Here is a 25748-nt window from a genome sequence, read left to right as displayed (position 1 = left end):
GCCATGCCATGACGATGCGTGCGCTGCTTGTCGCGGCCCTCCTGGGGCTGCTCCCCGTTTCAGCGGTCGCGCAGGACAACTGGTCTCTGTCAAAGGGGGGCGGGGAAGTCTCCTTCATCGCCCGCCATTTCGGTATACAGACGGCGAGCGGCCGTTTCGGCGCTGTCGACGGTACCGTCACGCTCGATTTCGACCGGCCCGAGCGCAGCCGAATCCGCATGACGATCCAGACCGCGTCGCTGCGCACCGGCGCCGATCTCGTCGACGGCTTCATCAAGGGGCAGACGATGCTGGATGTCGCGCGCTATCCCGTCGCAAGCTTCGTGTCGCAGCAGGTCGCCCGCACCGGCGAACGCAGCCTCTCGATCATGGGCGAGCTCACCATACGCGGGGCATCGCAGCCTGTGACCGTCGACGCCGTGGCCGAAGGCGATCCCGCAGCGCTGGGAGCGGGCGGCAATCTCCCCTTCCATGCCAATGCCAGCTTCTCCCGCGCGGCCTTCGGGATCGGCCGCGAGGTCAATATCGTCGACGATCAGGTCGAGATTGCCATCAAGGGCGTGATTGCGCGCTAGCGTACCGATGATGCGCCCCCGCAATTGGCATCCGCTTCTGGTCCTGCTGCATTGGCTGACGGTGGTGCTGATAGCCGTGCAATACGGGCTCTCCCGCCTGATGGGCGACGAGACGCGCGACCTGCTCTCCCGCTTCGCGCTTTATCAGTGGCACAAGTCCTTCGGCCTGACGCTCGCCGGGCTCGTCCTGTTGCGGCTCGCGGCCCGGCGCCTGCTCGAGGCGCCCAGGCCGGTCCCGATGCCGTGCTGGCAGCGGATCGCGGCCGAAACCGTCCAAGGCGGGCTTTATCTCTGCCTGCTGGCGTTGCCGGTCACCGGCTTCCTGATGGCGGCAGCTGCGCCGATCCAGATCCCGACGCTGTTCTTCGGGCTGTTTTCCGTGCCGCATCCGATCGGGCCGGACCAGGCCGTCTATGACGCGATGCTGCGGGCTCATGCGATGCTGTTCGACATCATGGCCGCGCTCGCTTTCATCCATGCCGGCGCGGCCCTGCTGCACCAGTTCGTCCTCAGGGACGGGCTGATACAGCGGATGTGGTTCGGCAGGCCGTAGGGCAGGGCGATGCGTAAGAGAAACGCGGCGTCATCCCGGACAAGCGGCGGAGCCACGCAGATCCCGGATCCATCATGGAGCTCCAGAGCCCTCCGATGGATCCCGGGTCAAGCCCGGGATGACGGCGATGTTCCGAGGAAATCCGGTGCCCCTCAGTCTTTTTTCTGCGCCGCGAAAGCCTCGGCACGGATCGTCGAGAGCGACTTCGCCGGGGTGATCGCCTCGGGATCGAGCAGGCAGTGGATGATCGCGGGCTTGCCGCTCTTCACCGCACGCTCGAAGGCCGGCGCGAACTCTTCGGTCTTCTCGACGCGCTCGCCATGGCCGCCGAAGGCCTTGGCATAAGCCGCGAAATCCGGGTTCTTCAGCGTCGTCGCCGAGACGCGCCCTGGATATTCGCGCTCCTGATGCATGCGGATCGTGCCGTACATGCCGTTATCGACCACGACGACGATGACGGGCAGGTCGTATTGCACGGCCGTCGCGAAATCCTGGCCGTTCATCAGGAAGCAGCCGTCGCCCGCAAAGGCGATGACGGTGCGCTCCGGGAAGAGCCGCTTGGCGCCGATCGCGGCCGGCACGCCATAGCCCATCGAGCCGCAGGTCGGGGCGAGCTGCGTCGCGAACTTGTTGAAGCGGTGGAAGCGGTGCACCCAGGTCGCGTAATTGCCGGCGCCATTGCAGAGGATGGCGTCGTCAGGCAGCTGGCTGCGCAGCCAGCGCACCATCTCGCCGGGATGGAATTCGCCGGGCACGGGCGCCGGCTGCTCGCTCCAGGCGATATAGGCTTCATGGGCGGCCGCGCCGGCGCCCTTCCAGGCGGGAGACTTCGGCGGCTCGATCGTCTTGAGCGCGGCGCAGAAGCCGGCCGGCGAGGCGTTGATCGCGAGCGTCGGGCGATAGACCCGGCCGAGCTCTTCCGGGTCGGCATGGACATGCACCAGCGGCCGGCCTGGATTGGGAATGCCGAACAGGGTGTAGGACTGGCTCGGCATCTCCGAGAGGCGCCCGCCGACCAGCAGGACGAGGTCGCTCTCCTTGATGCGGGCGAGCAGCTTCGGGTTCGGGCCGATGCCGAGATCGCCGGCGAAATTCGGATGGTCGGCCGGGAACAGCATCTGCCGGCGGAACGAGACCGCGACCGGCAGGTCGAAACGCTCGGCGAAGGCCTGGAAGTCGGCGATCGCTTCCGGGCTCCAGCGCGAGCCGCCGAGAATCGCGATCGGCGACTTGGCTGCAGCGAAGCGCCTAGCGAGATCGGCCATCTGCGCCGGGGCGGGGTGCTGCTCCGTCACCTGATAGGGCTCGGCATCGGCAACATCCGCGAGGTCGGTCAGCACGTCCTCGGGCAGCGCGATCACGACCGGGCCGGGGCGGCCGGAGGTCGCGACATGGAAGGCGCGGCTGATGATCTCCGGGATGCGCGCGGCATCGTCGATCTCGGTCGCCCATTTCGTCATGGTGCCGAAGACGGCGCGGTAGTCCAGCTCCTGGAAGGCCTCGCGCTCGCGCATGCTGCCGTCGATCTGGCCGACGAAGAGGATCAGCGGCGTCGAATCCTGGTCGGCGATATGGACGCCGGGCGAGGCGTTGGTGGCGCCGGGGCCGCGCGTCACGAAGCAGATGCCGGGCCTGCCGGTGAGCTTGCCGGCGGCCTCGGCCATCATGCAGGCACCGCCCTCGGCCCGGCAGATGGTGACCTTCATCGAGGCGTCGTGCAGCGCGTCGAGCACGGCGAGATAGCTCTCGCCCGGCACGCAGAAGGCGTCGGTGGCGCCGTGGATCAGAAGCTGGTCGACGAGGATTTGCCCGCCAGTGCGATTAGCCATGCTGCGGCCCTCCCCAGGCCGGGTCGTTCAAGATGTCGTCGGCATGTTCGCCGAGCCGTGGGCTCGGACGTCCTGCCACCTGCCGCACGCCGTTCATGACGATCGGCGAGGCGATGGTCGGAATGCTGCCAGCCTTGGCGGCCTCGCTCGGCAGGTCGACCCTGACGCCGCGGGCGACGATCTGCGGATCGGCGAAGACCTCGGCGATATCGTTGATCGGGCCGGCGGGCACGCCGACCTTCTCCAGCGCGGCCAGCAGATCGAGCTTGGCATAGCGCTGGCAGAGCAGGTGCAGACGCTCCGTCAGCGCGACGCGGTTCTTCACGCGCGACTTGTTGTCGAGATAGTCGGGATGGTCGGCCAGAGCCGGCTCGCCGAGCACCTCGCAGAGCTTACGCCACTGCCCGTCATTGCCGGTTGCGATGATGATATGGCCGTCCGCGACCGGGAACACGTCATAGGGCACGATGTTCGGATGGGCGTTGCCGAGCCGCGGCGGCGGATTGCCGCCGACCAGATAGTTCATCGCCTGGTTGCCGAGCACGGCGACCTGCGAATCGAGCAGGGCGAGATCGAGCGTCGCGCCCTCGCCGGTCGCGTCGCGCTGGCGGAGCGCCGAGAGGATGCCGACCGTGGCGTAGAGCCCGGTATAGATGTCGGCGACGGCGTAGCCCGCCTTCATGGGTGCGCCCGCCGGCTCGCCGGTGATCGACATCGCCCCGCCCATGCCCTGGACGAGGAAGTCGTAGCCGGCGCGCGGCGCGTAGGGGCCGTCCTGCCCGAAGCCGGTGACCGAGCAATAGACGAGGCGCGGGAACTCCTTGCGCAGCGAGGCCGCGTCGAGCCCGTATTTCGAGAGGCCGCCGACCTTGAAGTTCTCGATGACGACATCGGCATGGGCGGCGAGACGCCGGACCAGCGCCTGCCCCTCGGCCGTGCGGAAATCGGCCGTGATCGAACGCTTGCCGCGATTGGCGGCGTGGAAATAGGCAGCGGAGAGATGCTCGTCGCCCGTGCCCTCGACGAAGGGGGGACCCCATTTGCGGGTGTCGTCGCCCTCGGGCGCCTCGACCTTGACGACATCGGCGCCGAGATCGGCCAGGAGCTGGCCGATCCAGGGACCTGCGAGGATGCGCGCCAGTTCCAGGACGCGCAGGCCGGCGAGGGGGGAGGTCGTCATGGCGGGTTCGACTCGGGCGTCATGGTCGGGCTTGACCCGACCATCTCCGGGGAGGTTCGCGTGGGACGAGATGCCCGGGTCAAGCTCGGGCATGACGGCTGACGATGCTCAGAAGAACGCCTGCAGGCCGGTGATCGCCCGGCCGAGGATCAGCGCGTGGACGTCATGCGTGCCCTCATAGGTGTTCACCGTCTCGAGGTTCGCGGCGTGGCGCATCACCTGGTACTCGATCTGGATGCCGTTGCCGCCATGCATGTCGCGGGCCTGGCGGGCGATGTCGAGCGCCTTGCCGCAATTGTTGCGCTTGACCAGCGAGATCATCTCCGGAGCCATCTTGCCGTCGTCGAGCAGGCGCCCGACGCGCAGCGAACCCTGCAGGCCGAGCGTGATCTCGGTCAGCATGTCCGCTAGCTTCTTCTGGTAGAGCTGCGTCTGGGCCAGCGGTTTGTTGAACTGCTTGCGGTCGAGCCCGTACTGGCGGGCGCGGTGGAAGCAATCCTCGGCGGCGCCCATCACGCCCCAGGAGATGCCGTAGCGGGCGCGGTTGAGGCAGCCGAACGGACCCGACAGGCCCGAGACGTTCGGCAGCAGGTTCTCTTCGGGAACGATGACGCCGTCCATGACGACCTCGCCGGTGATCGAGGCGCGCAACGAGAGCTTGCCGCCGATCTTCGGCGCCGAGAGACCCTTCATGCCCTTTTCGAGGATGAAGCCGCGGATCTGGTTGTCGTGCGCGGCCGATTTCGCCCAGACGACGAAGACGTCGGCGATCGGCGAGTTCGAGATCCACATCTTGGATCCCGTCAGCTTATAGCCGTCGGCGACCTTCTCGGCGCGGGTCTTCATGCCGCCCGGATCGGAGCCGGCATCCGGCTCGGTCAGGCCGAAGCAGCCGACCCATTCGCCCGAGCCGAGCTTCGGCAGGTACTTCTTGCGCTGTTCCTCGCTGCCATAGGCATAGATCGGGAACATCACGAGGGAGGACTGCACCGACATCATCGAGCGATAGCCCGAGTCGATGCGCTCGACCTCGCGGGCGACGAGCCCGTAGGAGACGTAGTTGGCGCCGGCGCAGCCATACTCCTCGGGGACGGTGACGCCGAGCAGGCCGAGCTCGCCCATTTCGTTGAAGATCGAACGGTCGGTCTTCTCGTCGAGATAGGCGTCATGGATGCGCGGTGCGAGCTTCTCCTGCGCATAGGCGCGGGCCGTGTCGCGGATCAGCCGCTCGTCCTCGTTCAACTGCTCGTCGAGCAGATAGGCATCGTCCCAGGTGAACTTCGCGAGCTTGTGGCTGCCGGCCATTTTCTGTCTCTCCCGTGTCGTTTGCGTCATGGTCGGGCTTGACCCGACCATCTCGGAAACCAGCTACTGGTTGTGAGATTCTCGGGTCTGCGCTTCGCTACGCCCGAGAATGACGGGTCTTAGTGATCACGCATCCACGTCGAAGCTGACGCCCTGCGCCAGCGGCAGCGTGGTGCCGTAGTTCACGGTGTTGGTGGCGCGGCGCATATAGGCCTTCCAGGCGTCCGACCCGGCCTCGCGGCCGCCGCCCGTCTCCTTCTCGCCGCCGAACGCCCCGCCGATCTCGGCGCCCGACGGGCCGATATTGACGTTGGCGATGCCGCAGTCGGAACCCTCGTCCGAGACGAAGAGCTCGGCTTCGCGCATGTTCAGCGTGAAGATCGAGGAGGACAGGCCGGCGCCGACCGCATTCTGGATCGAGATCGCCTCGTCGATGGACTTGTACTTCATCACATAGAGGATCGGCGCGAAGGTCTCGCGCTCGACCGGGCCGCACTGCTTGGGCATCTCGACCAGCGCCGGACGGACGTAGAAGCCGCCCGCGCCGACATCGACCTTCTCGCCGCCATGGACTTTGCCGCCCTCGGCCTTGGCCTCGGAGAGCGCCTTCTGCATGCCTTGATAGGCGGCCTCGTCGACCAGCGGGCCGACCAGAACGCCGGCCTCGCGGGGATCGCCGATCTTCACCGAGCCGTAGACCTTGGCGAGCTTCGGCACGAGCGCGTCATAGACGCTTTCATGCACGATCAGGCGGCGCAACGTGGTGCAGCGCTGGCCGGCGGTGCCCATCGCCGCGAAGGCGATGCCGCGCAGCGCGATGTCGAGATCCGCCGAGGGAGCGACGATCGCGGCATTGTTGCCGCCGAGCTCCAGGATGGCGCGGGCGAAGCGAGCCGCCAGCTTCTGGCCGACTTCCTTGCCCATGCGGGTCGAGCCGGTGGCCGAGACGACCGGGACGCGATGGTCCTGGACGAGGATGTCGCCGAGCTCGCGGCCGCCGATCAGGACCTCGGAGAGGCCGATCGGGGCCTCGGGGCCGAAGCGCTTCATCGTCTTCTCGACGATGGCCTGCACGGCCAGGGCGGTGAGCGGGGTCTTCTCGGAGGGCTTCCAGACCACGCTGTCGCCGCAGACGAAGGCCAGCGCCGCGTTCCACGACCAGACCGCGACCGGGAAGTTGAAGGCCGAGATCACGCCGCAGATGCCGATCGGGTGCCAGGTCTCCATCATGCGATGGTTCGGGCGCTCGGTCGCGACGGTCAGGCCGTAGAGCTGGCGCGACAGGCCGACTGCGAAGTCGCAGATGTCGATCATCTCCTGGACCTCGCCGAGGCCCTCGGAGGTGACCTTGCCGGCTTCGAGCGTCACCAGCAGGCCGAGATCGGTCTTGGCGGCGCGCAGCTCCTCGCCGAGCAGGCGGACGAACTCGCCGCGGCGCGGCGCCGGCACCTTGCGCCAGGCGAGATAGGCGGATTGGGCCCGGCCGATCGCGGCCTCTGCTTCGCCCGGAGTGGTCTCGCGCAGCGTGGTCACGGTCTCGCCGGTGATCGGCGAGCGGGCCGAAAGGCCGGCATCGGCATAGGCGCTCTCGGAGACGCCGAGGCGCTTGAGCAGGGCGAGCGTGTCTTTCGGCAGGGATGTGGCCATCTTTGTCTTCCAGCGGTCGCGAGCGGGTGCCCAAGGGCGCATGACGTAAAAGCGCGGGAACCGGAGGCCGCCGCGCTTGAGGCCGGCAGAATGCCCTCTTTCATGGCGCGACGGCAACCGATATGTTCTCACCACTTGATGAGATTTTATCATGGATGATGCCCTCGTTCCCGGCCGCTTGTCGGTGCCCTCGCTCTCCGCGCTCGCCGCCTTCGAGGCCGCGGCCCGGCATGGCAGCTTCACGCGCGCGGCGGAGGAGCTGAACCTGACGCAGGGCGCGGTCAGCCGGCAGGTCGCGCATCTCGAAAAGGGGCTTGGCGTCAGCCTGTTCGAGCGCGTCAAGAAGCGCGTCAGCCTGACGGCGGCGGGCGCGGCCTATGCCAACGACATCCGCGACGGCCTGTCCCGGCTCGCGGCCGCGACCGTCTCCGCGATGGCGTTTCGCGGCGCGGCCGGCGTGCTCAATCTCGCGACCTTGCCGACCTTCGGCACGCGCTGGCTGATCCCGCGCCTGCCGCGCTTCACCGAGGCGCATCCCGGCATCACCATCAATTTCACCACGCGGCTGGTACCGTTCGATTTCGCCCGCGAGCAGGTCGATGCCGCCGTGCATTTCGGTGCGGAGAACTGGCCGGGCGCACGGCTCCATCGCCTGATGGGTGAGGAGGTCGTGCCCGTGGCCGCGCCCTCCCTGCTGGCGCGCGTTGGGATCACGGAAGCGGCAGACATGCTGCGCGCACCGCTATTGCAGCAATCGACCCGGCCGCGCGCGTGGGCGAACTGGCTGGAACAGCAGGGATTGGCGCCCGAGCGGGCCCTGATGGGGCCGCGCTTCGAGCAATTCGCCATGATCGCGCAGGCGGCGGTGGCGGGGCTCGGGCTCGCCATCGTGCCGCGCTTCCTGGTCGAGGAGGAATTGCGCTCCGGCTCGCTGGTCATCCCGATCGACCGGCCGGTGACGGGCAAGGACGGCTATTATCTCGTCTATCCCGAGGAGAAGGCCAATCTGCCGACGGTCATCGCTTTCCGCGACTGGCTCCTCGGGGAATGCGCCCCGGCGAGCTGAGGCGCCTCTCGACAAGCGCTTCGCGCTCGTTCATTCATGCGCGAAATTCACCAACCCGGCTTTCCCAGCGAAGCCGGCTGCGCGAGGCCTGCCATGCCGCCCGTCTCCGAAAGCGCCGATGTCGTGATCTGCGGTGGAGCCGCGATCGGTTCCTCCGTCGCCTATCATCTCGCCGCCGATCCCGGCTTCACCGGCAAGGTCGTGGTGCTCGAGAAGGACCCGACCTATCGCTTCTCCGCCTCTGCGCTCTCGGCCGCCTCGATCCGCCAGCAGTTCTCCAGCGCGGTGAACATCCGCATCTCGCTCTTCGGCGTCGATTTCCTGCGCAATATCGGCCAGCACCTCGCTGTCGATGGCGAGGTGCCCGCTATCGATCTGCACGAGGGCGGCTATCTCTATCTCGCCAGCGAAGCCGGCGCGCCGATCCTCGAAGCCAACCAGAAGCTCCAGGCCGCCGAGGGCGCCGATATCGCCCTCTACGATCCCGCCACGCTGAAGCAGCGCTTCCCCTGGCTCAATACCGAGGATCTCGCCTGCGGCACCTTCGGCGTCAGCGGCGAGGGCTGGTTCGACGGCTGGGCGCTGCTCCAGGCCTTTCGCAAGAAGGCGCGCAGCCTCGGCGTCGAATACCGGCAGGGTGAGATTGCCCGCTACGTTACGGAAGGCGGTCGGATCACTGCGGTCGAACTCGCCGATGGCAGCCGCATCGCCTGCGGCGCGGTGGTCAATGCGAGCGGCACCCATGGCGCGAAGCTCGCCGCGACGGCGGGGATCGATATCCCCGTGAAATCGATGAAACGCTATGTCTTCACCTTCACCTGCAAGGGCGATGTCGATGGCTGCCCGCTCCTGATCGACACGACCGGCGCCTGGTGCCGGCAGGAGGGCAAGCGCACGGCGGAAGGCCAGCTCTTCATCGGCAGTTGCTCTCCCCTGACGCCGGAGCAGGACGTCGAATGGATCGAGACCGATCCTGCGGCCGAGGATGTCGACTGGGGCTTCTTCGAGGAGGTGGTCTGGCCCTCGCTCGCCACCCGCATTCCGGCCTTCGAGCAGATCAAGCCTGGCCGCGCCTGGGCCGGCCCCTACGACATGTGCGGGCTCGACCATAACGCGATCATCGGCCCGGCGGTCGGCCTGCCCAATCTCTATCTCGCCAACGGCTTCTCCGGCCACGGCCTGCAGCAATCGCCGGCGGTCGGGCGCGGCCTTGCCGAGCATATCGCGCATGGCCGCTATCGCTCGCTCGATCTTGCCGATCTCGGCCATCAGCGCATCGTTGAGGGCAGGCCTCTCATGGAGGCCAACGTCATCTGACCAAGAGCATTTTCGAGCGCAATGGATACCGGTTCGCGTGAAGAACCGAAGGTCCGCGCCAGCGAAAATGCGCTAAACCGATTGCCTAAGGAGGCCGCCATGGTCGATCCCGTTTTCGTCCAGACCATGGCCCGCTACAATGCCTGGCAGAACCGCAGCCTGATGGCGGCGGCGGACGGCTTGACCAACGAGGCGCGCAAGCTCGATCGCGGCGCCTTCTTCAAGTCGATCCACGGCACCTTCAACCATGTGCTCTGGGCCGACGAGACCTGGCTCAGCCGCCTCGCCGGCAGCGAGAAGCCCTCCGTCGGCGGGCGCGATTCGGCTGTGTATTTCGAGGGCTGGGCGCAGTTCTGCGCCCGCCGGCGCCAGCGCGACCAGTTCATTCTCGATTGGGCGGACAAGGTCACGGCCGATTGGCTGCGCGGCACGCTGATCTGGTATTCGGGCGCGGCCGGCCGCGAGATGGGCAGGCCGCGCGGCTTCGTGATCGCGCATTTCTTCAACCACCAGACCCATCACCGCGGCCAGATCCACGCCATGCTCACGGCGGCGGGCGCGAAGCCGGACGATACCGACCTCTTCCTGGTCGATGAGGTGCGGTGAGGGCCACCGCCGTCATGCTCGGGCGTGACCCGAGCATCTCCTGACACGGAGGCTCGGGAGCCTCTTCCTGAACGAGATTCTCGGGTCACCGCTTCGCGACGCCCGAGAATGACGCAAGGCGGGCGCCTAGCCCTCTCCCGCGACCGAAGAGGGCATGACCGCATGTTCTTTCGAGCGCCGAGCTTTCGCGTCTTCCTCCCCCTCATCCCGATCCGGCGGCACGGCCGCCGTCGCGTTCTGGCTGAGCTTCTGGAATAGGCCGAGCCCGACCAGCGCCAGCACGGCGAGCAGCATCAGCAGGCCGGGATAGACGACGTCGCCCATCGTATCGCGCGAGGTCTTGGCGATCAGCACCAGCGATTCCAGCGAGAGCGCCACGATCATGATCGACATGAACTTGGTCAGCGATCCCCGCGCCTCGGCCGGGCGGCGCATCTCGCGATCGGCGACGACCTCCTCCTCGAACAGGAACTTGCCGACATCGGCGACGGCGACCGCGATGATCACGAGCCCGATCGCGTCGAGCATCGTGTCGAGCGCGCCGTCGCCGGTCCAGAATCCCTGCGAAGTCCGCCAGACCGCGACGCCGATCAGCACGATCGAGGCGCCAAGCAACGCGACGGAGATGATGGTGTAGAGCAGCCGGCTGAACAGCGTCATGTTTCCCCCCAATGCGCTTGCAGGCGACAACCGCCTGTGGGCCGGTGGGTTCCGTGGCGGCGCATCCGGCGCTCCCGGAATGGCGGGCTTTGCATGGCCGCTCCCATCGTGCAGCCGATTGCCGGTTCTCGCGATCCATGGTCCAAGCGCTGAGTTCCGCCGGAGCGCTTCGCATGCCCGAGACGACGACCCTCATCACCTTCTCGCTGATCGCGCTCGGCATGGTGCTGACGCCCGGCCCCAACATGATCTACCTGATCTCGCGATCGATCGCGCAGGGCAGGGGCGCCGGCCTGATCTCTCTCGGCGGCGTGATCCTCGGCTTCTTCGTCTACATGTTCTGTGCAGCCTTCGGCATCACCGCGCTGCTTTTCGCCGTGCCCTATGCCTATGACGTGCTCCGGCTCGGCGGTGCGGCCTATCTGCTCTGGCTCGCCTGGCAGGCGGTGCGTCCGGGCGGGCGCTCGCCCTTCCATGTCCGCGATCTCCCGCATGACGGGCCGCGCAAGCTCTTCGCCATGGGCTTCCTGACCAGCCTGCTCAACCCGAAGATCGCGATGCTCTATCTGGCGCTCCTGCCCCAGTTCATCGACCCGGCCGCCGGCAACGTGCTGGGTCAGTCGATCGTCCTCGGCTTCGTCCAGATCGCGATCAGCGGCAGCGTCAACGCCCTGATCGCGACGGTGGCCGGCAGCATTGCGTTCTTCCTGAAGACGCGGCCCTTCTGGTCGCTGGTCCAGCGCTGGCTGATGGGCACGGTGCTGGCCGGCTTCGCGCTGCGTATGGCGATGGAAGCACGGCGCTAGCCGATCCGGATGTCGACGCTCGAAACCGCATCGGAAGCGCCCCGGCCGAGCCTGCCGGACCTGTTCACCGGCTTCCTCAAGATCGGCCTGATGGGCTTCGGCGGCGTCGGGCCGGTGGCGCGCCACATCATCGTCGCCGAACGCAATTGGCTCGACGATCGCGCCTATGCCGAACTGATGGGCATCTGCCAGGCCTTGCCCGGCGCCAACACCGTCAATGCCGCGGTGATGCTGGGCGATCGCTTCCGCGGCGGAACCGGCGCGCTGACCTGCGTCTTCGCGCTGATGGCGATGCCGCTGCTCTGTCTTGTCGCGCTGGCCAATGGCTATGACGCGGTCTCCGGCCACCCGCTGGCGCAGATCGCCCTGACCGGCGCGGCCGCCAGCGCCGCCGGGCTCATCCTCGGCACCGCGCTGCGGCTTCTGACGAAGGCAGGCCTTGCGCGCTGGGCCTGGCTGATGGCCGCTGCGGCCTTTGTCGCGGTCGGCCTGCTGCGCCTGCCCATGCTGCCGACCTTGCTTGTGCTCGTGCCGCTCGGCCTCGTCGCCGCAACATTGGGAGCGCGGCGGATCTGATGGAGCGTAGCGTCTTCTTTCAGTTGGTCGTCACCTTCGGCACGATCTCTCTGATGGCGATCGGCGGCGCCAATGCGGTCGTGCCGGAGATCCATCGGCAGGTCGTCGATATCCTCGGCTGGATGGACGCGCCGACCTTCGCCCGGCTCTTCGCCATCGCGCAGACGGCGCCCGGCCCCAACATTATGCTCGGCAGCATCATCGGCTGGCATGTCGCCGGTGTGGCCGGCCTGCTGGTCGCGACGATCGCGCTCCTGCTGCCCTCCTGTCTCCTGGCGCTGGCCTCCAGCCGCGGCCTGCAGCGCTATGGCGGCAGCCGCACGGTCCGGATCGTCACGCTCGCGCTCGTGCCGATCGCGCTCGGCCTGATGCTGGCGAGCGGCGTGGTCGCGACGCTCGCCGCAGATGCCGGCATCGTCGGCTATGCGATCACGGCGGCGACCGCGCTGGTGACCTATCGCTCGAAGGTCAACCCGCTCGTGCCGATGGCGATCGGCACGTTGGCCTATGTCCTCGCCTGGTCCGTCGGCATCGCCTGATATCCGGGGGAAGGATATCGCAAGCGCCGAGGCCATGCGCCGCATGAATGGCATGGCCGACCCATCCCGCCATTGCCGCCGGTCGCAATGGCGATAAGCTCCGCACATTGTCCCATCCGGAACGAATGCGAGCGAGCCCATGAGCGCCCCAGGCCAAAGCGCCCTGACCCCCGAGGAGAAGAAGGTCACCGAGTGGCTGGCGAGCCGCAAGGAGGGCATGGTCGCGCTGCTGCGCGAGCTGGTCGACACGGATTCCGGCTCCTACGATAAGGCCGGCGTCGACCGGGCGGGCGATGTCGTCGCCCGCTTCCACAAGGCGAACGGGCTCGAGGTCGAGATCGTGCCGGATAGCCGCTTCGGCGATGCGGTCCGGGCGCGCCTGCCGAACCCGACGGCCAACGACCAGCGCCCCGTCATGCTGCTAGGCCATCGCGACACCGTCTTCCCGCAGGGGGAGCCGACGCGCCGGCCCTTCACCATCAAGGGCTCTCGCGCCTACGGGCCGGGCGTCGCCGACATGAAGGCGGGCGTGATGATCTCGGCCTTCGTCGCCGCCGCCTTCGCCGAATGCGGCGGCCTCGCCGCGCCGCTGCTGATGCTGACGACCAGCGACGAGGAGATCGGCTCGCCGTCCTCGCGCCCGGTCATCGAGGCTGCGGCGCGCGAGTCGCGCTGCGTCTTCAATGCCGAGCCGAGCCGCCTGCCGGCCGGCACCGATTTCGCAAAGGACCAGAGGCAGTCGGTCACCAGCGGCCGCAAGGGCGGCGTCTTCATGCGCGCCGAGTTCACCGGCAAGCCTGCCCATTCCGGGGCGAATTACGAGAAGGGCGCCTCCGCCATCGTCGATCTCGGCCACAAGATCCCGAAGCTTCAGGGGCTCACCGACCTGGAGAAGGGCATCACCGTCAATGTCGGGCTGATCGGCGGCGGCCAGACCGTCAACACCATCGCGCCCAGCGCCTGGTGCGAGATCGACCTGCGCTATGTCACCGCCGCCCAGCGCGACGAGATGGTCGGCAAGATCAAGGCGATCATCGAGACGCCCGAGGTCGCCGGCACCAGCGCCGTGCTGTCGATCAAGGGCGAATTCCTGCCGCTGGAGCGCTCCTCGGAATCGGCTGCGCTCTACGACACCTATCGCGAGGCGGCTTCCGCCTTCGGCATCGGCGTCACCGCGGAATTCACCGGCGGCTGCGCCGATTCCGGCTTCACGGCCGCGCAGGGCACGCCGACCTTGTGCAGCGTCGGCCCGATCGGCGGCATGGCCCATACGCCGGACGAGTTCCTGGAGGTGGAGAGCATCGTCCCGGCGGCGCAGGTTCTGGCGCTCGCCGTGATGCGTGCAGCCGCCAAGGTGGAATGACCGGTCGCTAGCGGCAGAGCAGCTCGATCTTGCGGCTGAGCGAGGGCTCGTCCTCGCTCAGCCGGTCGGTCAGCGCGTGCAGCCAGTTGAAGGCAACCCATAATTCCAGCCGGTCGTCGATCTCCTCGGGCGCGAATTCGCCGCGCCCGGCGGCGCGCACGAACATCTCCCGCGGGGCCGCCAGCCGCTCCGGCATGAACTTGAAGCGCAGCGCGTCGAGCGCGCTGTCGCTGGTCTGCGCTTCCGCGATTAGTCCCTTGAAGACGCGCCCGGCCGTATCCTCACGCCAGAAGCGCCAGAGATCCCGTGTATAGCGCAACAGATCGGCGCGCAGGGAGCCCTCGTCCGGCACGGGGATGGCCGCATCCTTGTTCGCTCCGTAGATCGCGATGAACAGGTCGGCCTTGTTCGGCCACCAGCGATAGATCGTCGGCTTGCCGGCGCCCGCACGACGCGCGACCTCCTCGATCGAGAAGCCGGCATAGCCCTTCTCAGCCAGCAATTCGCGCGCCGCTGCCTTCACCGCGGCTTCCGTGTCGGGGCTGCGGCGAGCCCCGATCGAGGCCCGGCGCTTCGGTTTCGTTTCCACTCGCTCGAACCTCGCCAATCCATCGTCTCGCTTCTTGACATAACGAAACGGGCCGTTTAGATCAACAAATAGAAACGGAACGTTTCGTTATATGGAGATGCCCGATGGCTCTTTCATTCTTGTCGCGCCTCGGCTCACGCCTGCGCTTCCTGATGGTCGCAATCGTCGGTGCGTATGCCGCGATCAATCTCGTGCTGGCCGCGCTGGCGCCCTTCACCGCGGGCTGGCCCGTCCTTGGCGTCACGGCGCTGGCCGTGCCGCCCATGGTTGTGGCGATGGTCTACGGGGTGATCCCGATCGCCTTCCGCTTCGGTGCCCCGCGCTAAGCGGGCTACCGCGTGAAGCGGGTCGTCTCAGAACGCCTCTTCCCAATCCCGGCTCAGACGCATCGCGCAGTTGATCAGCCCGACATGCGAATAGGTCTGCGGGAAATTGCCCCAGAGCTCGCCGGTCTTGAGGTCGGCATCCTCCGAGAGCAGGCCGAAGCTGTTGCGGCGTTTCAGGACGCGCTCGAACAGCTCCTTCGCCTCGTCCCGGCGGCCGATCGCGTTCAGCGCATCGACGTACCAGAAGGCGCAGATCAGGAAGCCGGTGTGCATGTAGCCGAAATCGTCCTGCGTGGCGTAGCGCAGCAGCAGGTCGCCACGCTTGAGGTCGCGGCCGATCGCCTCGACGGTGGCGACGAAGCGTGCATCGTCCGGCTTGACGAAGCCGAGTTCCGCCAAGAGCAGCAAGGTGGCGTCGAGGTCCTCGCCGCCGAAGGTCGAGACGAAATGGCCTTTCGTCTCGTTCCAGATCTGGTCGGCGATGGTGCTCTTCAGCCGCTTGGCCTCGCTTTTCCAGAATTCCTTGCGATCGGCGCGCCCGAGCGTGCCGGCGATGCGGGCGAGCCGATCACAGGCCGCCCAGCACATCACACTGGAGAAGGAATGTACCGCCTCCTTCTCGCGCAGCTCCCAGGGACCGGCATCGGGCTTGTCGAAATAGGCGATGGCGAGCTCGCCCATGCGTTCGAGCTGTCCGAACAAGGCCTCCTTGCCGGGCTGGATCAGGCGGCGGTCGAAGAAGGAATGCGTCGCCGCCAGCACAACCGCGCCATAGCCGTCATTCTGAATCTGCGTCGCCGCGCCGTTGCCGAAGCGCACCGGCTTGTGCCCGCGATAGCCTGACAGGTTGCCGGCCTCGAACTCGTCCAGCGTGCCGCCGCGCGTGATCGGATAGAGCGGCGGCAGATGCTCGGCGCCGCTTTCGGTGAAGGTATCGACGATATTGGTGATGAAGCCGAGATAGTCCTCCATCGTCCGCGTCGTGCCGAGCCGGTTCAGCGCATGCACGACGAAATAGGCGTCGCGCAGCCAGCAATAGCGGTAGTCCCAGTTGCGCTGCGTGCCCGGCGCCTCCGGGATCGAGGTCGTCAGCGCCGCGACGATCGCACCGGTCTCCTCGAAGGAGCAAAGCTTCAGCGTGATCGCGGCCCGGATCACCTCCTTCTGGTACTCGAAGGGGATCGAGAGCGAGCGGACCCAGTCGCGCCAGTAATCGGTGGTCTTGTCGAGGAATTCGCGCGAGGTCGTTTCGATCTCGGCGCGCAGCGCCTCGTCCGAGCCTATGAAGAAGGAATAGGCCTGGTCCACCGCGAAGGGGGTGCCCTCCACGACATAGGAAAGCGGCGCATTGGTCGTCAGGCGAATGGTCTGGTCGGCGCCGACGAAGCGGACATGGTTGGAGCCGCGCGTCATCTCGTCGGGCTCCTCGCCGATGCCGAGGCACGGCTTGACCAGCACGCGGATGCGCGGCCGCCCGGAGACCCGCCGGACCCGCCGCACGAGCTGCGGCGGCCGGAAGAAGCGCTCATAGCGCACGAAGCGCGGCGCGAAATCGAGGATCTCGATCGCATTGCCCTGGTCGTCGGAGAGTACCGAGGAGAGGATCGCGGTGTTGTCGAGATAGCCCTGCTCGCAGCGCGTCATGCCGACCAGCTCGATCGCGAAGAAACCCTTGTCGGGATCGGCATCGCCGTCCTCGGCGTGGTTGTCGATCAGCGAACAGAACACGGGATCGCGGTCGAAGCGCGGGAAGCAGCCCCAGACGATGCGGGCGCGGCGGTCGATGAGGGCGGCGATCGAGCAATTGCCGATCACGCCGAGGTCGAGCGAGGCGGAGTGCTGCCCCGCAGCCGAAGTCGTCACGGTCATGGTCGGTCAGTCCTGCTTGAAGCTGGCAGCGGAAAGATGGCCGCTTTCGGCGGCTTCGAGAAGGATGTGCCGGAGCACTGTCGGCGAGGCCAGCCGGCAGGTTGCATGGCTCTCGCGGTCTGCGCCGATGCGCACGGAGATGCCGCCCATCGCGTTGACCGCCTCGAACCCATCCTCGTCGGTGATGTCGTCGCCGACGAAGACCGGGAGCCGGCCGGCATAGGTCGGGGTCGCCATCAGCCAGGCGATGGCGTTGCCCTTGCTGGCGCCGGCTGGAACGAGTTCCGCGACGGACTTGCCTTCCTGCAGGCGTATGCCCGGCCCCATTCGCTTGGCGAGGCCACGCATTAGCGCGAGCGCCTCGTCCTCCAGCGCCGGGGCGAGGCGCCAGTGCAGGGCGACGGAAATGCGCTTGTCCTCGACGATGATGCCGACATGGCTGTTGGCGAAGCGGACGAGGTCGCGCAGCGCCCCTCGCATGCCCTCATGCGGATCGGCCTGCGAGCGAATCTCGTCGTCGACGCGAATCTGCGCGCCATGCAGCCCGGCGATGTCGAAGCGATGCGGCGCCAATACGCCGTCGAGGAAGGCGATCGGCCGGCCCGAGACAAGCGCGAGTGCGCCGCCGAGCTGCGTGCGCAGCGCGCTCAGAGCCGGCGCCACCCGCCGGTCGAGGTGAACGTCGTTCGGCGAGGGGGCGATCTCCACCAGTGTCCCGTCGAAATCGAGAAACAGTGCGATTTCGCGATCTGCGGGAGCGATCTCGTGAGAGCTTGCGGCGCTATCGGGTTCGATCAATGTCGTCATCGTCTCGTATCTGGGCAGAGAAGGCGGCATAAGAGCGGCCGTGCAGCCAAGGATATCCTTTTCTGTCTTATCGACCGGCGGCGGCCTTGTCGAAAATAACGTGCGAGGGGTTGCCTCGATCTGTCGAAAGCCTACCATGGCGCCGCGATTTCACCGCACGGCTGCCACAGCGCGGCCATGTGACAGCGTCCGCACTACGGAAACATTACGCTTTCGGAAGCGTTCTGTTCCTGCCGCCGATGGCGAAATGCGGGCGGCCCCTGCCGGAGAATGCTCGTCCATGCGTCTTGTCATCGTTTCCAACCGGGTCACGATTCCCGATCGCCATGAAAAGGTGATGGCAGGAGGGCTGGCCGTCGCCCTGCGCGAGGCGCTGGAGCAGCGCGGCGGCTTGTGGTTCGGCTGGAGCGGGGCGGTCAGCGAGGGGTCGCCGGCGCAGGTCCGGCAGGTCGAGCACGGCAATGTCACCTATGCCGTTACCGATCTCAGCGAGCACGAGCGGCAGAGCTACTATCTCGGTTTCTCGAACCGGGCGCTCTGGCCGCTGATGCATTACCGGCTCGGCCTCACCGAGTTCCAGCGCAGCGATTACATGGGCTATCTCGGCGTCAACCGCCGTTTCGCCCGCGCGCTTGCCGCGCTGATCAAGCCCGACGATCTCATCTGGATCCACGACTACCATCTGATTCCTCTGGCGGCGGAGCTGCGCCGGCGCGGCGTCACCAACCGCATCGGCTATTTCCATCATATCCCCTGGCCGGCGGCCGAGGTCATCGGTGCCTTGCCCTTCAGCGCGACCTTGATCCGCACCATGGCGGCCTATGATCTCGTCGGCATGCAGACGGAGGTTGACGCCCGCAACCTGATCGGCGGGCTGGTCTCGCTTTGCGGTGCCCGTTCGGATGGCAGGCGCGTCCGTCTGGGCGCCCGCGAGACGGCAATCCAGGCCTTCCCGATTGGCATCGATGTCGAGGGCTTCCGGAAGCTCGCCGCCGCGTCCGTCCGCAAGGCGACGACGCCTTTGCGGGCGACGCAGGAATCGCTCGGCGAGCGTAAGCTCGTCATCGGCGTCGACCGGCTCGATTATTCCAAGGGCATCGTGCAGCGGCTGGAGGCCTTCGGCGAGTTCCTGCGCAATCATCCCGATGAGCGGGGCCGGGTGAGCCTTCTCCAGATCGCGCCGCCCTCGCGCAGCGACGTGCCCGAATACGCCGAGCTGGATCGCCAGTCCGATGAGGTCGCCGGGCGCCTCAACGCCCAGCTCGGCGAATTCGACTGGACGCCGATCCGCGTGGTCAAGAAGGCCTATTCGCGCAAGGCGCTAGCCGGCTTCTACCGCCGCGCCCAGGTTGGGCTGGTGACGCCGATGCGCGACGGCATGAATCTCGTCGCCAAGGAATATATCGCGGCGCAGGACCCGGCCGATCCCGGCGTGCTCGTGCTCTCGCGCTTCGCCGGTGCCGCCCAGCAGATGGGCGAGGCGCTGATCGTCAATCCCTTCGATTCCCATGAGGTGGCGGAGGCGATCCGCACGGCGCTGGCCATGCCCAAGACGGAGCGCATCCGCCGTTTCGAGAAGCTCTATGCGGTGATTGCCGGCACCGATATCGACTGGTGGACCCGCCAGTATCTTGCGGCACTGGCGGGAGAGGGGGCTGCCAAAGACATTTCGGCCGCAGGCGAACCGCATGGCGAGCAGCGCCGGGGCGTGCGACGGGCCGGGCGGGGCGAGGCATCGGCCGCGTCATCGGCGACCGCGGACGTCGCTGTACGCAAGATGTCGGCAGGAACCCGCGGCAAGCGGAGCGCTGGCAAGGCATCTCATCTCGCCCTGGTGCGACCTTGAGACTTTGCACTTAGGTCAGGAAAACGGCCGAAATCTTGGGGGGATGCTGCCTGCCCCCTTCGCGGCCCTTGCCGAATAAGGTCTTTGGTCGCTAGAAGGCAGCATGACCGGAGTGGGCGACTCAGGGTCTGGACAGGCATCGTATCATCGATGGCTGAGGAGGCGGGCGGAGGGCTGAGATCGATGCGAGGCGCTCTCGGAGGACCGGGCGTTCTGTTGCGCCGTCTCCGCGAGGTTATGGCGGCATCGATCAGCCCGCAGGAGCGGCTGGATCGCCTCGTCGTCCTGATCGCCGGCAATCTGGTGGCCGAGGTCTGCTCCGTCTACGTCCTGCGCGAGGACGGCTCGCTCGAACTCTACGCCACCGAAGGCCTCAACCGCGAGGCCGTCCACCTCACCACCATGCGCGCCGGCGAGGGTCTCGTCGGCCTGATCGCGAGCGAGGCCGAGCCGCTCGCCCTGTCGGACGCGCAGGCGCATCCCTCCTTCTCCTACCGTCCGGAAACGGGCGAAGAGGTCTACCGCTCCTTCCTCGGCGTGCCGATTCTGCGCGGCGGCGCCGTCATGGGTGTGCTCGTCATCCAGAACCGGGCGTCGCGGCTCTATTCCGAGGAAGAGGTCGAGAGCCTCCAGACCACCGCCATGCTGATGGCGGAGATGATCGCGGCCGGCGGACTGAAATCCCTGGCGGCGCCGGGCGCCTCGATCGGCCTCGATCGGCCGATCCATGGCGTCGGCGTGGCGCTGGCGGATGGCGTCGGCCTCGGCCATGCCGTGCTGCACGAGCCGCGCGTCGCGATCACCAATCTCATCGCCGAGAACCCGGCTGCCGAGGTCGGCCGGCTCGAAGCGGCGATCGGCGAGATGCGCGCCTCGATCGACGAGCTGGTCGAGCGCGGCGACGTCGCCCATACCGGCGAGCACCGCGACGTGCTCGAGACCTTCCGCATGTTCGCTCATGACCAGGGCTGGCTGCGGCGCATGCGCGAGGTCGTGATGACCGGCCTCACCGCCGAGGCGGCGGTCGAGCGCGTTCAGTCCGACACCCGCGCCAAGATGCTGCGCCAGACCGACCCGTATCTGCGCGAGCGGCTGCATGATCTCGACGATCTCGCCAACCGGCTGCTGCGCACGCTGGTCGGCAAGGCGAACGGCGTCGCCCGCGAGAACCTGCCCGAGAATGCCATCCTCGTCGCGCGCTCGATGGGGCCGGCGGCACTGCTCGACTATGACCGCGCCCATCTGCGCGGGCTCGTGCTGGAGGAGGGCGGGCCGACCAGCCATATCGCCATCGTCGCCCGCGCGCTCGGCATCCCCGCCGTCGGCGAGGTCGTCAACGCCACGGCTTTGGTCGAGGCGGGCGATGCCATCATCGTCGACGGTCAGGCCGGCGAGGTGCAGATCCGCCCGCAGCCCGACGTCGAGAACGCCTACAAGGACAAGGCGCGTCTGCGTGCCCGCAAGCAGAAGCAATACCAGAAGCTCAAGGAGCTTCCGGCGGTCACCCGCGACGGCGTCGACATCACCTTGCAGATCAATGCCGGCCTGATCGTCGATATGCCGAATATCGAGGCGACCGCTGCCGCCGGCATCGGCCTGTTCCGCACCGAATTGCAGTTCATGGTGGCGCAGCACATGCCGACCACCGCCGAGCAGCAGGCGCTCTATGCGGCCGTGCTGGAAGCCGCGGCGGACCTGCCGGTCACCTTCCGCACGCTCGATATCGGCGGCGACAAGGTGCTGCCCTATATGGAGCGGGTCGAGGAGGAGAACCCGGCGCTCGGCTGGCGCGCGATCCGCATCGGCCTCGATAAGCCGCGGCTGCTGCGCGCGCAGGTGCGCGCGATGCTGCGGGCGGGCGCCGGCCGCGACCTCAAGATCATGCTGCCGATGGTCGCGACCACCGAGGAGTTCCGCCGCGCCCGCATGATCATCCGCCGCGAGCAGGTCATGCTGGAGAAGCAGGGCGTGACGCCGCCGCGGGACCTGCGTGTCGGCGTCATGGTCGAGGTGCCCTCGCTGCTCTTCGAACTGCCGGAGATCGCGCGCGAGGCCGATTTCCTCTCGATCGGCACCAACGATCTCATGCAGTTCCTCTTCGCCGCCGATCGCGAGAACAAGCGCGTCGCCGACCGTTTCGATCCGCTCGGCGTCGGTGCGCTCCGGGCTCTCCGGCGCATCGTCGAGGCGGCGGCCGAAACCGGCTGCCCGGTCACCGTCTGCGGCGAGATGGGCGGCAAGCCGCTGGAGACTATGGCGCTGATCGGGCTGGGCTATCGCGGCTTCTCGATGTCGGCGGCCTCGATCGGGCCAGTCAAGGCGATGCTGCGCGCGCTCGATGCCGGCAAATTGCGCGAGCGCATGGACTGGATGCTGGCGTCGCCGGAAGGCGGCACCAATCTGCGCCCGCAGCTCGCGGCCTTCGCGGCCGAGTTCAAGGTCCCGGTCTAGCGACGCTGCCTCCGCATCCGCTGCCGCTTTTCCTGTCGTTTCACGAGTTCACTGAATGTCTCTCCAGCTTCCTCAGGATCGTCTCGACGTCATCGTGGCGCGCCATGCCGCGGCGACCGACGAGATAAACCATGCGACCGAGGCGGCGCGCACCGTCGAGCTCGCCAAGGAGCTGGCCGAGCTCGATCCCGTGGTCGCGGCGATCGCCTCCTGGCGTCAGGCGCAGGTCTCGCTGGAGGAAGCCGAGGCGCTGATCGCCGATCCCGCGACCGATGCCGAGTTCCGCGACCTCGCCTATGAGGAGCGCGATGCCGCCCGCGCCGAGATCGAAGCGCGTGCCCGCGAGATCCTCATCGCCCTGCTGCCGAAGGACGCTGCCGACGAGCGCGGCGTCATCCTCGAAATCAGGGCCGGCACCGGCGGCGACGAGGCCTCGCTCTTCGCCGGCGATCTCCTGCGCATGTATCAGCGCCACGCCGCCCAGAAGGGCTGGAGCGTCGATATCCTCTCCGAAAGCGAGGGGACGATGGGGGGGTACAAGGAGGTCGTCGCCGAGATCAACGGCCGCGGCGTCTATGCCCGCCTCAAGTTCGAATCCGGCGTCCACCGTGTCCAGCGCGTGCCTGATACCGAGGCGAGCGGGCGCATCCATACCTCCGCGGCGACGGTGGCGACATTGCCGCTCGCGACCGATGTCGATGTCGTCCTCAACGAGGCCGATATTCGCACCGATACCCTGCGCTCGGGCGGCGCCGGCGGCCAGCACGTCAACAAGACGGAATCGGCGGTGCGCCTCACCCATATCCCGACCAACACCGTCGTGCTGGTCCAGGACGAGCGTTCCCAGCACAAGAACAAGGCGCGCGCCTACGAATTGCTGCGCGCGAAACTCTTCGACATGGAGCGCCTGCGCATCGATGCAGAGCGCTCGGCAGACCGGCGTTCGCAGGTTGGCTCGGGCGATCGCTCGGAGCGCATCCGCACCTATAATTTCCCGCAAGGGCGCGTCACCGATCACCGCATCAACCTGACCCTCTACAAGCTCGACGAGATGATGCAGGGCCTCGTTCTCGACGAGATCATCGATGCGCTGACCGCCGAGCATCAGGCAAAACTGCTGTCCGAAGAGGGCATTGCCTGAGATGAAACCAAATCGCATCCTGGACGTTGGTGACGTACCGACACCAGAGAAAGGGGGGTTCTCCCATGATGAAGCTGTTTTCTGCTCTTGCAGTGGCCGGCCTGATGACCACCGCCATGACGGCGCCGTCGCAGGCTCAGGAAAGCAAGGTCTTCCGCAAGATGACCGCGGGTCAGCCCGCGGCGCTGCAGGGTTCGATGACCCAGGCGCAGGCCCGCAAGGCATGTCGCATGGAGATGAGCGGCGCGCGCGAAAGCAAGCGCTCGATCAACATCAAGATGCGCCAGTGCATGGACAAGAAGATGAACGGGACGATGTAAGCCCCGTCATCCATCTGAGGACGTTAAAGGGGAGGGCGCCGTGCCGACCGTGAGGGAGGTGCGGCGCCTTGCCGTTCAGACCTTGCGCCAAGCCGGTATCGAGACGGCGGGGCTCGATGCGCGCCTGCTGCTCGAAGGAGCTCTGAACATACGCGATCTCGATCCAGATCGTGTGCTCGATGCGAATGTCGCCGCGATCTTCGACGGCTTCCTGCTTCGGCGACGCGCGGGCGAGCCGGTCTGGCGCATTCTCGGCGAGCGCGAATTCTGGGGGCTGACCTTCCGTTTGTCCCCGGCGACGCTGGAGCCGCGCCCCGACAGCGAGACGATCGTCGAGGCAGCGCTCGCCCAGCTTGCCGGGCGCCGCGAGGAGGAGTTGGCGCTGCTCGATCTCGGGACCGGCACCGGCTGCCTGCTGCTCGCCTTGCTCAGCGAATTGCCGCAAGCGCGCGGTCTCGGCATCGACCTGTCGGAGGAAGCCCGCCGGACTGCGGCCGGAAATGCTGAGCTCAACGGCCTGAACGGACGGGCCACGTTCCGGCAGGGGAGCTGGACCGACGGGCTCGCCGGCCGGTTCGACCTCATCGTCTCGAACCCACCCTATATCCCCTCGGCCGAGATCACGACGCTGTCCGTCGAGGTGCGCGAGCACGATCCCATGCTCGCGCTCGATGGCGGCGCAGACGGGCTTGGACCCTACCGGCTCTTCGCATCGTCGCTGCCGCCCTTGCTGGCGCCGGGCGGCAGCATCGTCCTGGAGATCGGGGCGGGGCAGGGACCGGATGTCGTCGCGCTGATGCGGGCAGGAGGCCTTGAATTCCGCGGCAGCCGCAATGATCTTGGAGGCCACGAGCGGGCGTTGATCTTCACGCTCGCTTGATAGTGCACAGGCTTTTGGTCGATTTCGCTTGGAGAAGCAGCTAAAAGCAGCTATGCAGCATCCAGCCGAAGCTGGTGGCGTCAGAGCCGGGCCTCTGGGCAATTCCCGATCGTACAGGATTTGCTCGAGTTCGGTATCGTTTGCGGGCGTGTTCCCGAGACGGTGCAACTGATAAGCCGGATGGAGCCCCGAAGGCGCGCGGCGCCGATCGGCTCATGGGGTTGAAGCCCCTTTTTTGGAAAAGAGCGCGTGAAGACCAGGAACGGCGTATCGCCCCTTCAGGTCACCATAGTCCGACACAGCGTCGCAACCCGCTGTGCTTCGCAACGCGCATGACGGCGCCACGGTTGCTTTGAACACAGAAGCGCGAGACAGACGCGAATGAGACCAGGTCAGAACCGGCGTATGCGCGGCCGTAACAATAACGGCGGCGGCAACAACAACGGCAATCGCAAATCTCCGAATCCGTTGCAGCGTAGCTACGAATCCAACGGCCCGGATGTAAAGGTTCGCGGTACGGCGCAGAATGTAGCCGAGAAGTACCTGCAGCTTGCGCGCGATGCCCAGTCTTCGGGCGACACCGTTGCTGCCGAGAGCTATTTCCAATACGCCGAGCACTATTATCGCATCCTGCTCGCGGCACAGGAGCAGATGGCTCAGCAGTTTGGCCATTCCTTCCCGCCGAATCGCGCCTTTGTCGAAGACGCGGACGATGGAGAGGAAGAGGGCGACGAGGACGGTCAGGTCTTCCAACCCGGCACCGGTCCGCAGCCGGATATGCGTGCCAACGGCAACGGCTATGGCAACCCCAATGGCTATAACGGCCATGGCGGCGGTCAGCGCGCCGAGGGCGAGGGCGGCGAGGGCCAGCAGCAGGGCGGCCAGCGTTTCGACCGCCCGAATCGTCGCGAGCGTTTCAACAACGACCGCAATAACAACAGCAATAACGGCAACAACGAGCGGCGCTTCGATCGCCCCGAGCGTGGAGAGCGCCGTTTCGACCGCAACGCCGAAGGCGGCCAGGGGGCTCCCGGCGGGTACGCCCCGCGTCCCGATGCGCCGCGTTCCGATATCCCGGTCAGCGAAGGTGGTGCCGTCGAGGCGGCTCCCGAGCAGGCCCAGAGCGAACAGCGCCGCTTCGAGCGTCCGGAGCGGAGCGAGCGTCCCCAGCGTGAGCGTCGTCCGCGCCGCGAGCGCGAGGTCGAGGCCGATGCGGGCGATGATGTCGCCGCCGCGCTGCCGTCCTTCCTGACCAACCCCGTGCGTGTCCCCGCGCCGGAGCCGGTCGAGGCCCCCGCGGCTGAGCCGGTTACCGCCGCAGCGCCCGCCGAGGAGGCCGCGGAATCGACACCGAAGCGCACCCGCCGTCGCCGCTCGCCGCGCGAGGTCATGGATGCGCTGGGCTCGGACACGGAAGGCTCGGCCGAGTAAGCCGCTCCCGGATCGCAGATCTGATATGAAAAGGGCCCTATCGGGCCCTTTTTCTTTGCCTGCAGA

General features: G+C 67.1%; 24 protein-coding genes. 16 read left to right on the top strand and 8 right to left on the bottom strand.

Annotated elements, in window-relative coordinates; all coding sequences use genetic code 11:
• Nucleotides 1-8: 8 nt before the first annotated feature.
• Both JHD80_RS02440 and JHD80_RS02435 read left to right on the top strand, forming a co-directional pair.
• Nucleotides 9-575, top strand: coding sequence for a YceI family protein (locus tag JHD80_RS02440; RefSeq protein WP_199084777.1), 567 nt, complete (start codon nt 9-11; stop codon nt 573-575).
• A gap of 10 nt (nt 576-585) precedes the next feature.
• The gene (locus JHD80_RS02435; RefSeq protein ID WP_210339781.1) at nt 586-1128 is read left to right on the top strand and encodes a cytochrome b; all 543 of its coding nucleotides are present in this window, start codon (nt 586-588) and stop codon (nt 1126-1128) included.
• Between the two features lie 152 nt (nt 1129-1280).
• Here the strand turns inward: JHD80_RS02435 and JHD80_RS02430 are convergent, their stop codons facing one another.
• From JHD80_RS02430 to amaB, 4 genes are all read right to left on the bottom strand, one after another.
• Nucleotides 1281-2957, bottom strand: a complete 1677-nt coding sequence (locus JHD80_RS02430) for a thiamine pyrophosphate-binding protein (RefSeq protein ID WP_199084775.1) — start codon at nt 2955-2957, stop codon at nt 1281-1283.
• Nucleotides 2950-4137, bottom strand: a complete 1188-nt coding sequence (locus JHD80_RS02425; RefSeq protein WP_199084774.1) for a CaiB/BaiF CoA transferase family protein — start codon at nt 4135-4137, stop codon at nt 2950-2952. Before JHD80_RS02425 ends, JHD80_RS02430 begins: the two co-directional genes overlap by 8 nt.
• Nucleotides 4138-4245: 108 nt before the next feature.
• Entirely contained in the window at nt 4246-5442 is a 1197-nt protein-coding gene (locus JHD80_RS02420) for an acyl-CoA dehydrogenase (RefSeq protein ID WP_089176658.1), read from the bottom strand.
• Between the two features lie 126 nt (nt 5443-5568).
• Nucleotides 5569-7089 (bottom strand): L-piperidine-6-carboxylate dehydrogenase, encoded by a 1521-nt coding sequence (gene amaB, locus JHD80_RS02415; RefSeq protein ID WP_199084773.1) that lies wholly within the window; start codon nt 7087-7089, stop codon nt 5569-5571.
• Between the two features lie 151 nt (nt 7090-7240).
• On the opposite strand from amaB, the gene JHD80_RS02410 reads away from it, so the two are divergent.
• The 3 genes from JHD80_RS02410 to JHD80_RS02400 all read left to right on the top strand — a co-directional run bounded on the left by JHD80_RS02410 (nt 7241) and on the right by JHD80_RS02400 (nt 10078).
• Nucleotides 7241-8155: a LysR family transcriptional regulator gene (locus JHD80_RS02410; protein ID WP_199084772.1), complete on the top strand. Its 915-nt coding sequence runs from the start codon at nt 7241-7243 to the stop codon at nt 8153-8155.
• Between the two features lie 93 nt (nt 8156-8248).
• Nucleotides 8249-9472: an NAD(P)/FAD-dependent oxidoreductase gene (locus JHD80_RS02405; protein ID WP_199084771.1), complete on the top strand. Its 1224-nt coding sequence runs from the start codon at nt 8249-8251 to the stop codon at nt 9470-9472.
• Nucleotides 9473-9571: 99 nt separating this feature from the next.
• The gene (locus JHD80_RS02400) at nt 9572-10078 is read left to right on the top strand and encodes a DinB family protein (RefSeq protein ID WP_199084770.1); all 507 of its coding nucleotides are present in this window, start codon (nt 9572-9574) and stop codon (nt 10076-10078) included.
• A gap of 126 nt (nt 10079-10204) precedes the next feature.
• Here JHD80_RS02400 and JHD80_RS02395 read toward each other — a convergent pair whose 3' ends face one another.
• Nucleotides 10205-10738 (bottom strand): GNAT family acetyltransferase, encoded by a 534-nt coding sequence (locus JHD80_RS02395; protein ID WP_199084769.1) that lies wholly within the window; start codon nt 10736-10738, stop codon nt 10205-10207.
• Nucleotides 10739-10911: 173 nt separating this feature from the next.
• Here JHD80_RS02395 and JHD80_RS02390 point away from each other — a divergent pair, with 173 nt between their 5' ends.
• The 4 genes from JHD80_RS02390 (at nt 10912) to JHD80_RS02375 (ending at nt 14022) form a co-directional block, all read left to right on the top strand.
• Complete coding sequence (locus JHD80_RS02390; RefSeq protein ID WP_199084768.1) at nt 10912-11544, top strand: LysE family translocator; 633 nt, start codon at nt 10912-10914, stop codon at nt 11542-11544.
• 9 nt (nt 11545-11553) lie between these two features.
• The gene (locus JHD80_RS02385) at nt 11554-12120 is read left to right on the top strand and encodes a chromate transporter (RefSeq protein WP_199084767.1); all 567 of its coding nucleotides are present in this window, start codon (nt 11554-11556) and stop codon (nt 12118-12120) included.
• The gene (locus JHD80_RS02380) at nt 12120-12659 is read left to right on the top strand and encodes a chromate transporter (protein ID WP_199084766.1); all 540 of its coding nucleotides are present in this window, start codon (nt 12120-12122) and stop codon (nt 12657-12659) included. The genes JHD80_RS02385 and JHD80_RS02380 overlap by 1 nt, the downstream gene beginning before the upstream one ends.
• 139 nt (nt 12660-12798) lie before the next feature.
• Nucleotides 12799-14022: a M20 family metallopeptidase gene (locus JHD80_RS02375; protein WP_248311343.1), complete on the top strand. Its 1224-nt coding sequence runs from the start codon at nt 12799-12801 to the stop codon at nt 14020-14022.
• Between the two features lie 7 nt (nt 14023-14029).
• On the opposite strand, the gene JHD80_RS02370 is transcribed toward JHD80_RS02375, so the two are convergent.
• The gene (locus JHD80_RS02370) at nt 14030-14611 is read right to left on the bottom strand and encodes a TetR/AcrR family transcriptional regulator C-terminal ligand-binding domain-containing protein (protein ID WP_199084765.1); all 582 of its coding nucleotides are present in this window, start codon (nt 14609-14611) and stop codon (nt 14030-14032) included.
• Nucleotides 14612-14715: 104 nt separating this feature from the next.
• Between JHD80_RS02370 and JHD80_RS02365 the strand changes: the two genes are divergently transcribed.
• Nucleotides 14716-14937, top strand: coding sequence for a putative antibiotic biosynthesis monooxygenase (locus tag JHD80_RS02365; RefSeq protein ID WP_199084764.1), 222 nt, complete (start codon nt 14716-14718; stop codon nt 14935-14937).
• Between the two features lie 27 nt (nt 14938-14964).
• Here JHD80_RS02365 and JHD80_RS02360 read toward each other — a convergent pair whose 3' ends face one another.
• Both JHD80_RS02360 and otsB read right to left on the bottom strand, forming a co-directional pair.
• A complete protein-coding gene (locus tag JHD80_RS02360; RefSeq protein ID WP_199084763.1) occupies nt 14965-16806 on the bottom strand; it encodes a glycoside hydrolase family 15 protein in 1842 nt (613 codons plus the stop codon).
• A 6-nt stretch (nt 16807-16812) separates the two neighbouring features.
• The gene (gene otsB, locus JHD80_RS02355) at nt 16813-17613 is read right to left on the bottom strand and encodes a trehalose-phosphatase (RefSeq protein ID WP_199084762.1); all 801 of its coding nucleotides are present in this window, start codon (nt 17611-17613) and stop codon (nt 16813-16815) included.
• 280 nt (nt 17614-17893) lie between these two features.
• Between otsB and JHD80_RS02350 the strand changes: the two genes are divergently transcribed.
• The 6 genes from JHD80_RS02350 to JHD80_RS02325 all read left to right on the top strand — a co-directional run bounded on the left by JHD80_RS02350 (nt 17894) and on the right by JHD80_RS02325 (nt 25682).
• Nucleotides 17894-19459 (top strand): alpha,alpha-trehalose-phosphate synthase (UDP-forming), encoded by a 1566-nt coding sequence (locus JHD80_RS02350; RefSeq protein WP_199084761.1) that lies wholly within the window; start codon nt 17894-17896, stop codon nt 19457-19459.
• A 183-nt stretch (nt 19460-19642) separates the two neighbouring features.
• The gene (gene ptsP, locus JHD80_RS02345) at nt 19643-21910 is read left to right on the top strand and encodes a phosphoenolpyruvate--protein phosphotransferase (RefSeq protein ID WP_199084760.1); all 2268 of its coding nucleotides are present in this window, start codon (nt 19643-19645) and stop codon (nt 21908-21910) included.
• Between the two features lie 55 nt (nt 21911-21965).
• Nucleotides 21966-23051, top strand: a complete 1086-nt coding sequence (prfA, locus tag JHD80_RS02340) for a peptide chain release factor 1 (protein WP_199084759.1) — start codon at nt 21966-21968, stop codon at nt 23049-23051.
• Between the two features lie 65 nt (nt 23052-23116).
• A complete protein-coding gene (locus tag JHD80_RS02335) occupies nt 23117-23371 on the top strand; it encodes a hypothetical protein (RefSeq protein ID WP_199084758.1) in 255 nt (84 codons plus the stop codon).
• A gap of 40 nt (nt 23372-23411) precedes the next feature.
• Nucleotides 23412-24251 (top strand): peptide chain release factor N(5)-glutamine methyltransferase, encoded by an 840-nt coding sequence (gene prmC / locus JHD80_RS02330; RefSeq protein ID WP_199084757.1) that lies wholly within the window; start codon nt 23412-23414, stop codon nt 24249-24251.
• A 405-nt stretch (nt 24252-24656) separates the two neighbouring features.
• Nucleotides 24657-25682 carry a DUF4167 domain-containing protein gene (locus tag JHD80_RS02325; RefSeq protein ID WP_248311342.1) on the top strand — a complete coding sequence of 342 codons (1026 nt, stop codon included), beginning with the start codon at nt 24657-24659 and terminating at the stop codon, nt 25680-25682.
• Nucleotides 25683-25748: the final 66 nt, after the last annotated feature.

Origin of the sequence: Allobosea sp. ASV33 (genome assembly GCF_016428755.1) — a bacterium.
Lineage (GTDB): Bacteria > Pseudomonadota > Alphaproteobacteria > Rhizobiales > Beijerinckiaceae > Allobosea.
This window is presented reverse-complemented; position numbering and strand designations above follow the sequence as displayed.

Coding starts and splice junctions, on each gene's coding strand:
- JHD80_RS02440 (WP_199084777.1), top strand. CDS start 9: ATGACGATGCGTGCGCTGCTTGTCGCGGCCCTCCTGGGGCTGCTCCCC.
- JHD80_RS02435 (WP_210339781.1), top strand. CDS start 586: ATGCGCCCCCGCAATTGGCATCCGCTTCTGGTCCTGCTGCATTGGCTG.
- JHD80_RS02430 (WP_199084775.1), bottom strand. CDS start 2,957: ATGGCTAATCGCACTGGCGGGCAAATCCTCGTCGACCAGCTTCTGATC.
- JHD80_RS02425 (WP_199084774.1), bottom strand. CDS start 4,137: ATGACGACCTCCCCCCTCGCCGGCCTGCGCGTCCTGGAACTGGCGCGC.
- JHD80_RS02420 (WP_089176658.1), bottom strand. CDS start 5,442: ATGGCCGGCAGCCACAAGCTCGCGAAGTTCACCTGGGACGATGCCTAT.
- amaB (WP_199084773.1), bottom strand. CDS start 7,089: ATGGCCACATCCCTGCCGAAAGACACGCTCGCCCTGCTCAAGCGCCTC.
- JHD80_RS02410 (WP_199084772.1), top strand. CDS start 7,241: ATGGATGATGCCCTCGTTCCCGGCCGCTTGTCGGTGCCCTCGCTCTCC.
- JHD80_RS02405 (WP_199084771.1), top strand. CDS start 8,249: ATGCCGCCCGTCTCCGAAAGCGCCGATGTCGTGATCTGCGGTGGAGCC.
- JHD80_RS02400 (WP_199084770.1), top strand. CDS start 9,572: ATGGTCGATCCCGTTTTCGTCCAGACCATGGCCCGCTACAATGCCTGG.
- JHD80_RS02395 (WP_199084769.1), bottom strand. CDS start 10,738: ATGACGCTGTTCAGCCGGCTGCTCTACACCATCATCTCCGTCGCGTTG.
- JHD80_RS02390 (WP_199084768.1), top strand. CDS start 10,912: ATGCCCGAGACGACGACCCTCATCACCTTCTCGCTGATCGCGCTCGGC.
- JHD80_RS02385 (WP_199084767.1), top strand. CDS start 11,554: ATGTCGACGCTCGAAACCGCATCGGAAGCGCCCCGGCCGAGCCTGCCG.
- JHD80_RS02380 (WP_199084766.1), top strand. CDS start 12,120: ATGGAGCGTAGCGTCTTCTTTCAGTTGGTCGTCACCTTCGGCACGATC.
- JHD80_RS02375 (WP_248311343.1), top strand. CDS start 12,799: ATGAGCGCCCCAGGCCAAAGCGCCCTGACCCCCGAGGAGAAGAAGGTC.
- JHD80_RS02365 (WP_199084764.1), top strand. CDS start 14,716: ATGGCTCTTTCATTCTTGTCGCGCCTCGGCTCACGCCTGCGCTTCCTG.
- JHD80_RS02360 (WP_199084763.1), bottom strand. CDS start 16,806: ATGACCGTGACGACTTCGGCTGCGGGGCAGCACTCCGCCTCGCTCGAC.
- otsB (WP_199084762.1), bottom strand. CDS start 17,613: ATGACGACATTGATCGAACCCGATAGCGCCGCAAGCTCTCACGAGATC.
- JHD80_RS02350 (WP_199084761.1), top strand. CDS start 17,894: ATGCGTCTTGTCATCGTTTCCAACCGGGTCACGATTCCCGATCGCCAT.
- ptsP (WP_199084760.1), top strand. CDS start 19,643: ATGCGAGGCGCTCTCGGAGGACCGGGCGTTCTGTTGCGCCGTCTCCGC.
- prfA (WP_199084759.1), top strand. CDS start 21,966: ATGTCTCTCCAGCTTCCTCAGGATCGTCTCGACGTCATCGTGGCGCGC.
- JHD80_RS02335 (WP_199084758.1), top strand. CDS start 23,117: ATGATGAAGCTGTTTTCTGCTCTTGCAGTGGCCGGCCTGATGACCACC.
- JHD80_RS02325 (WP_248311342.1), top strand. CDS start 24,657: ATGCGCGGCCGTAACAATAACGGCGGCGGCAACAACAACGGCAATCGC.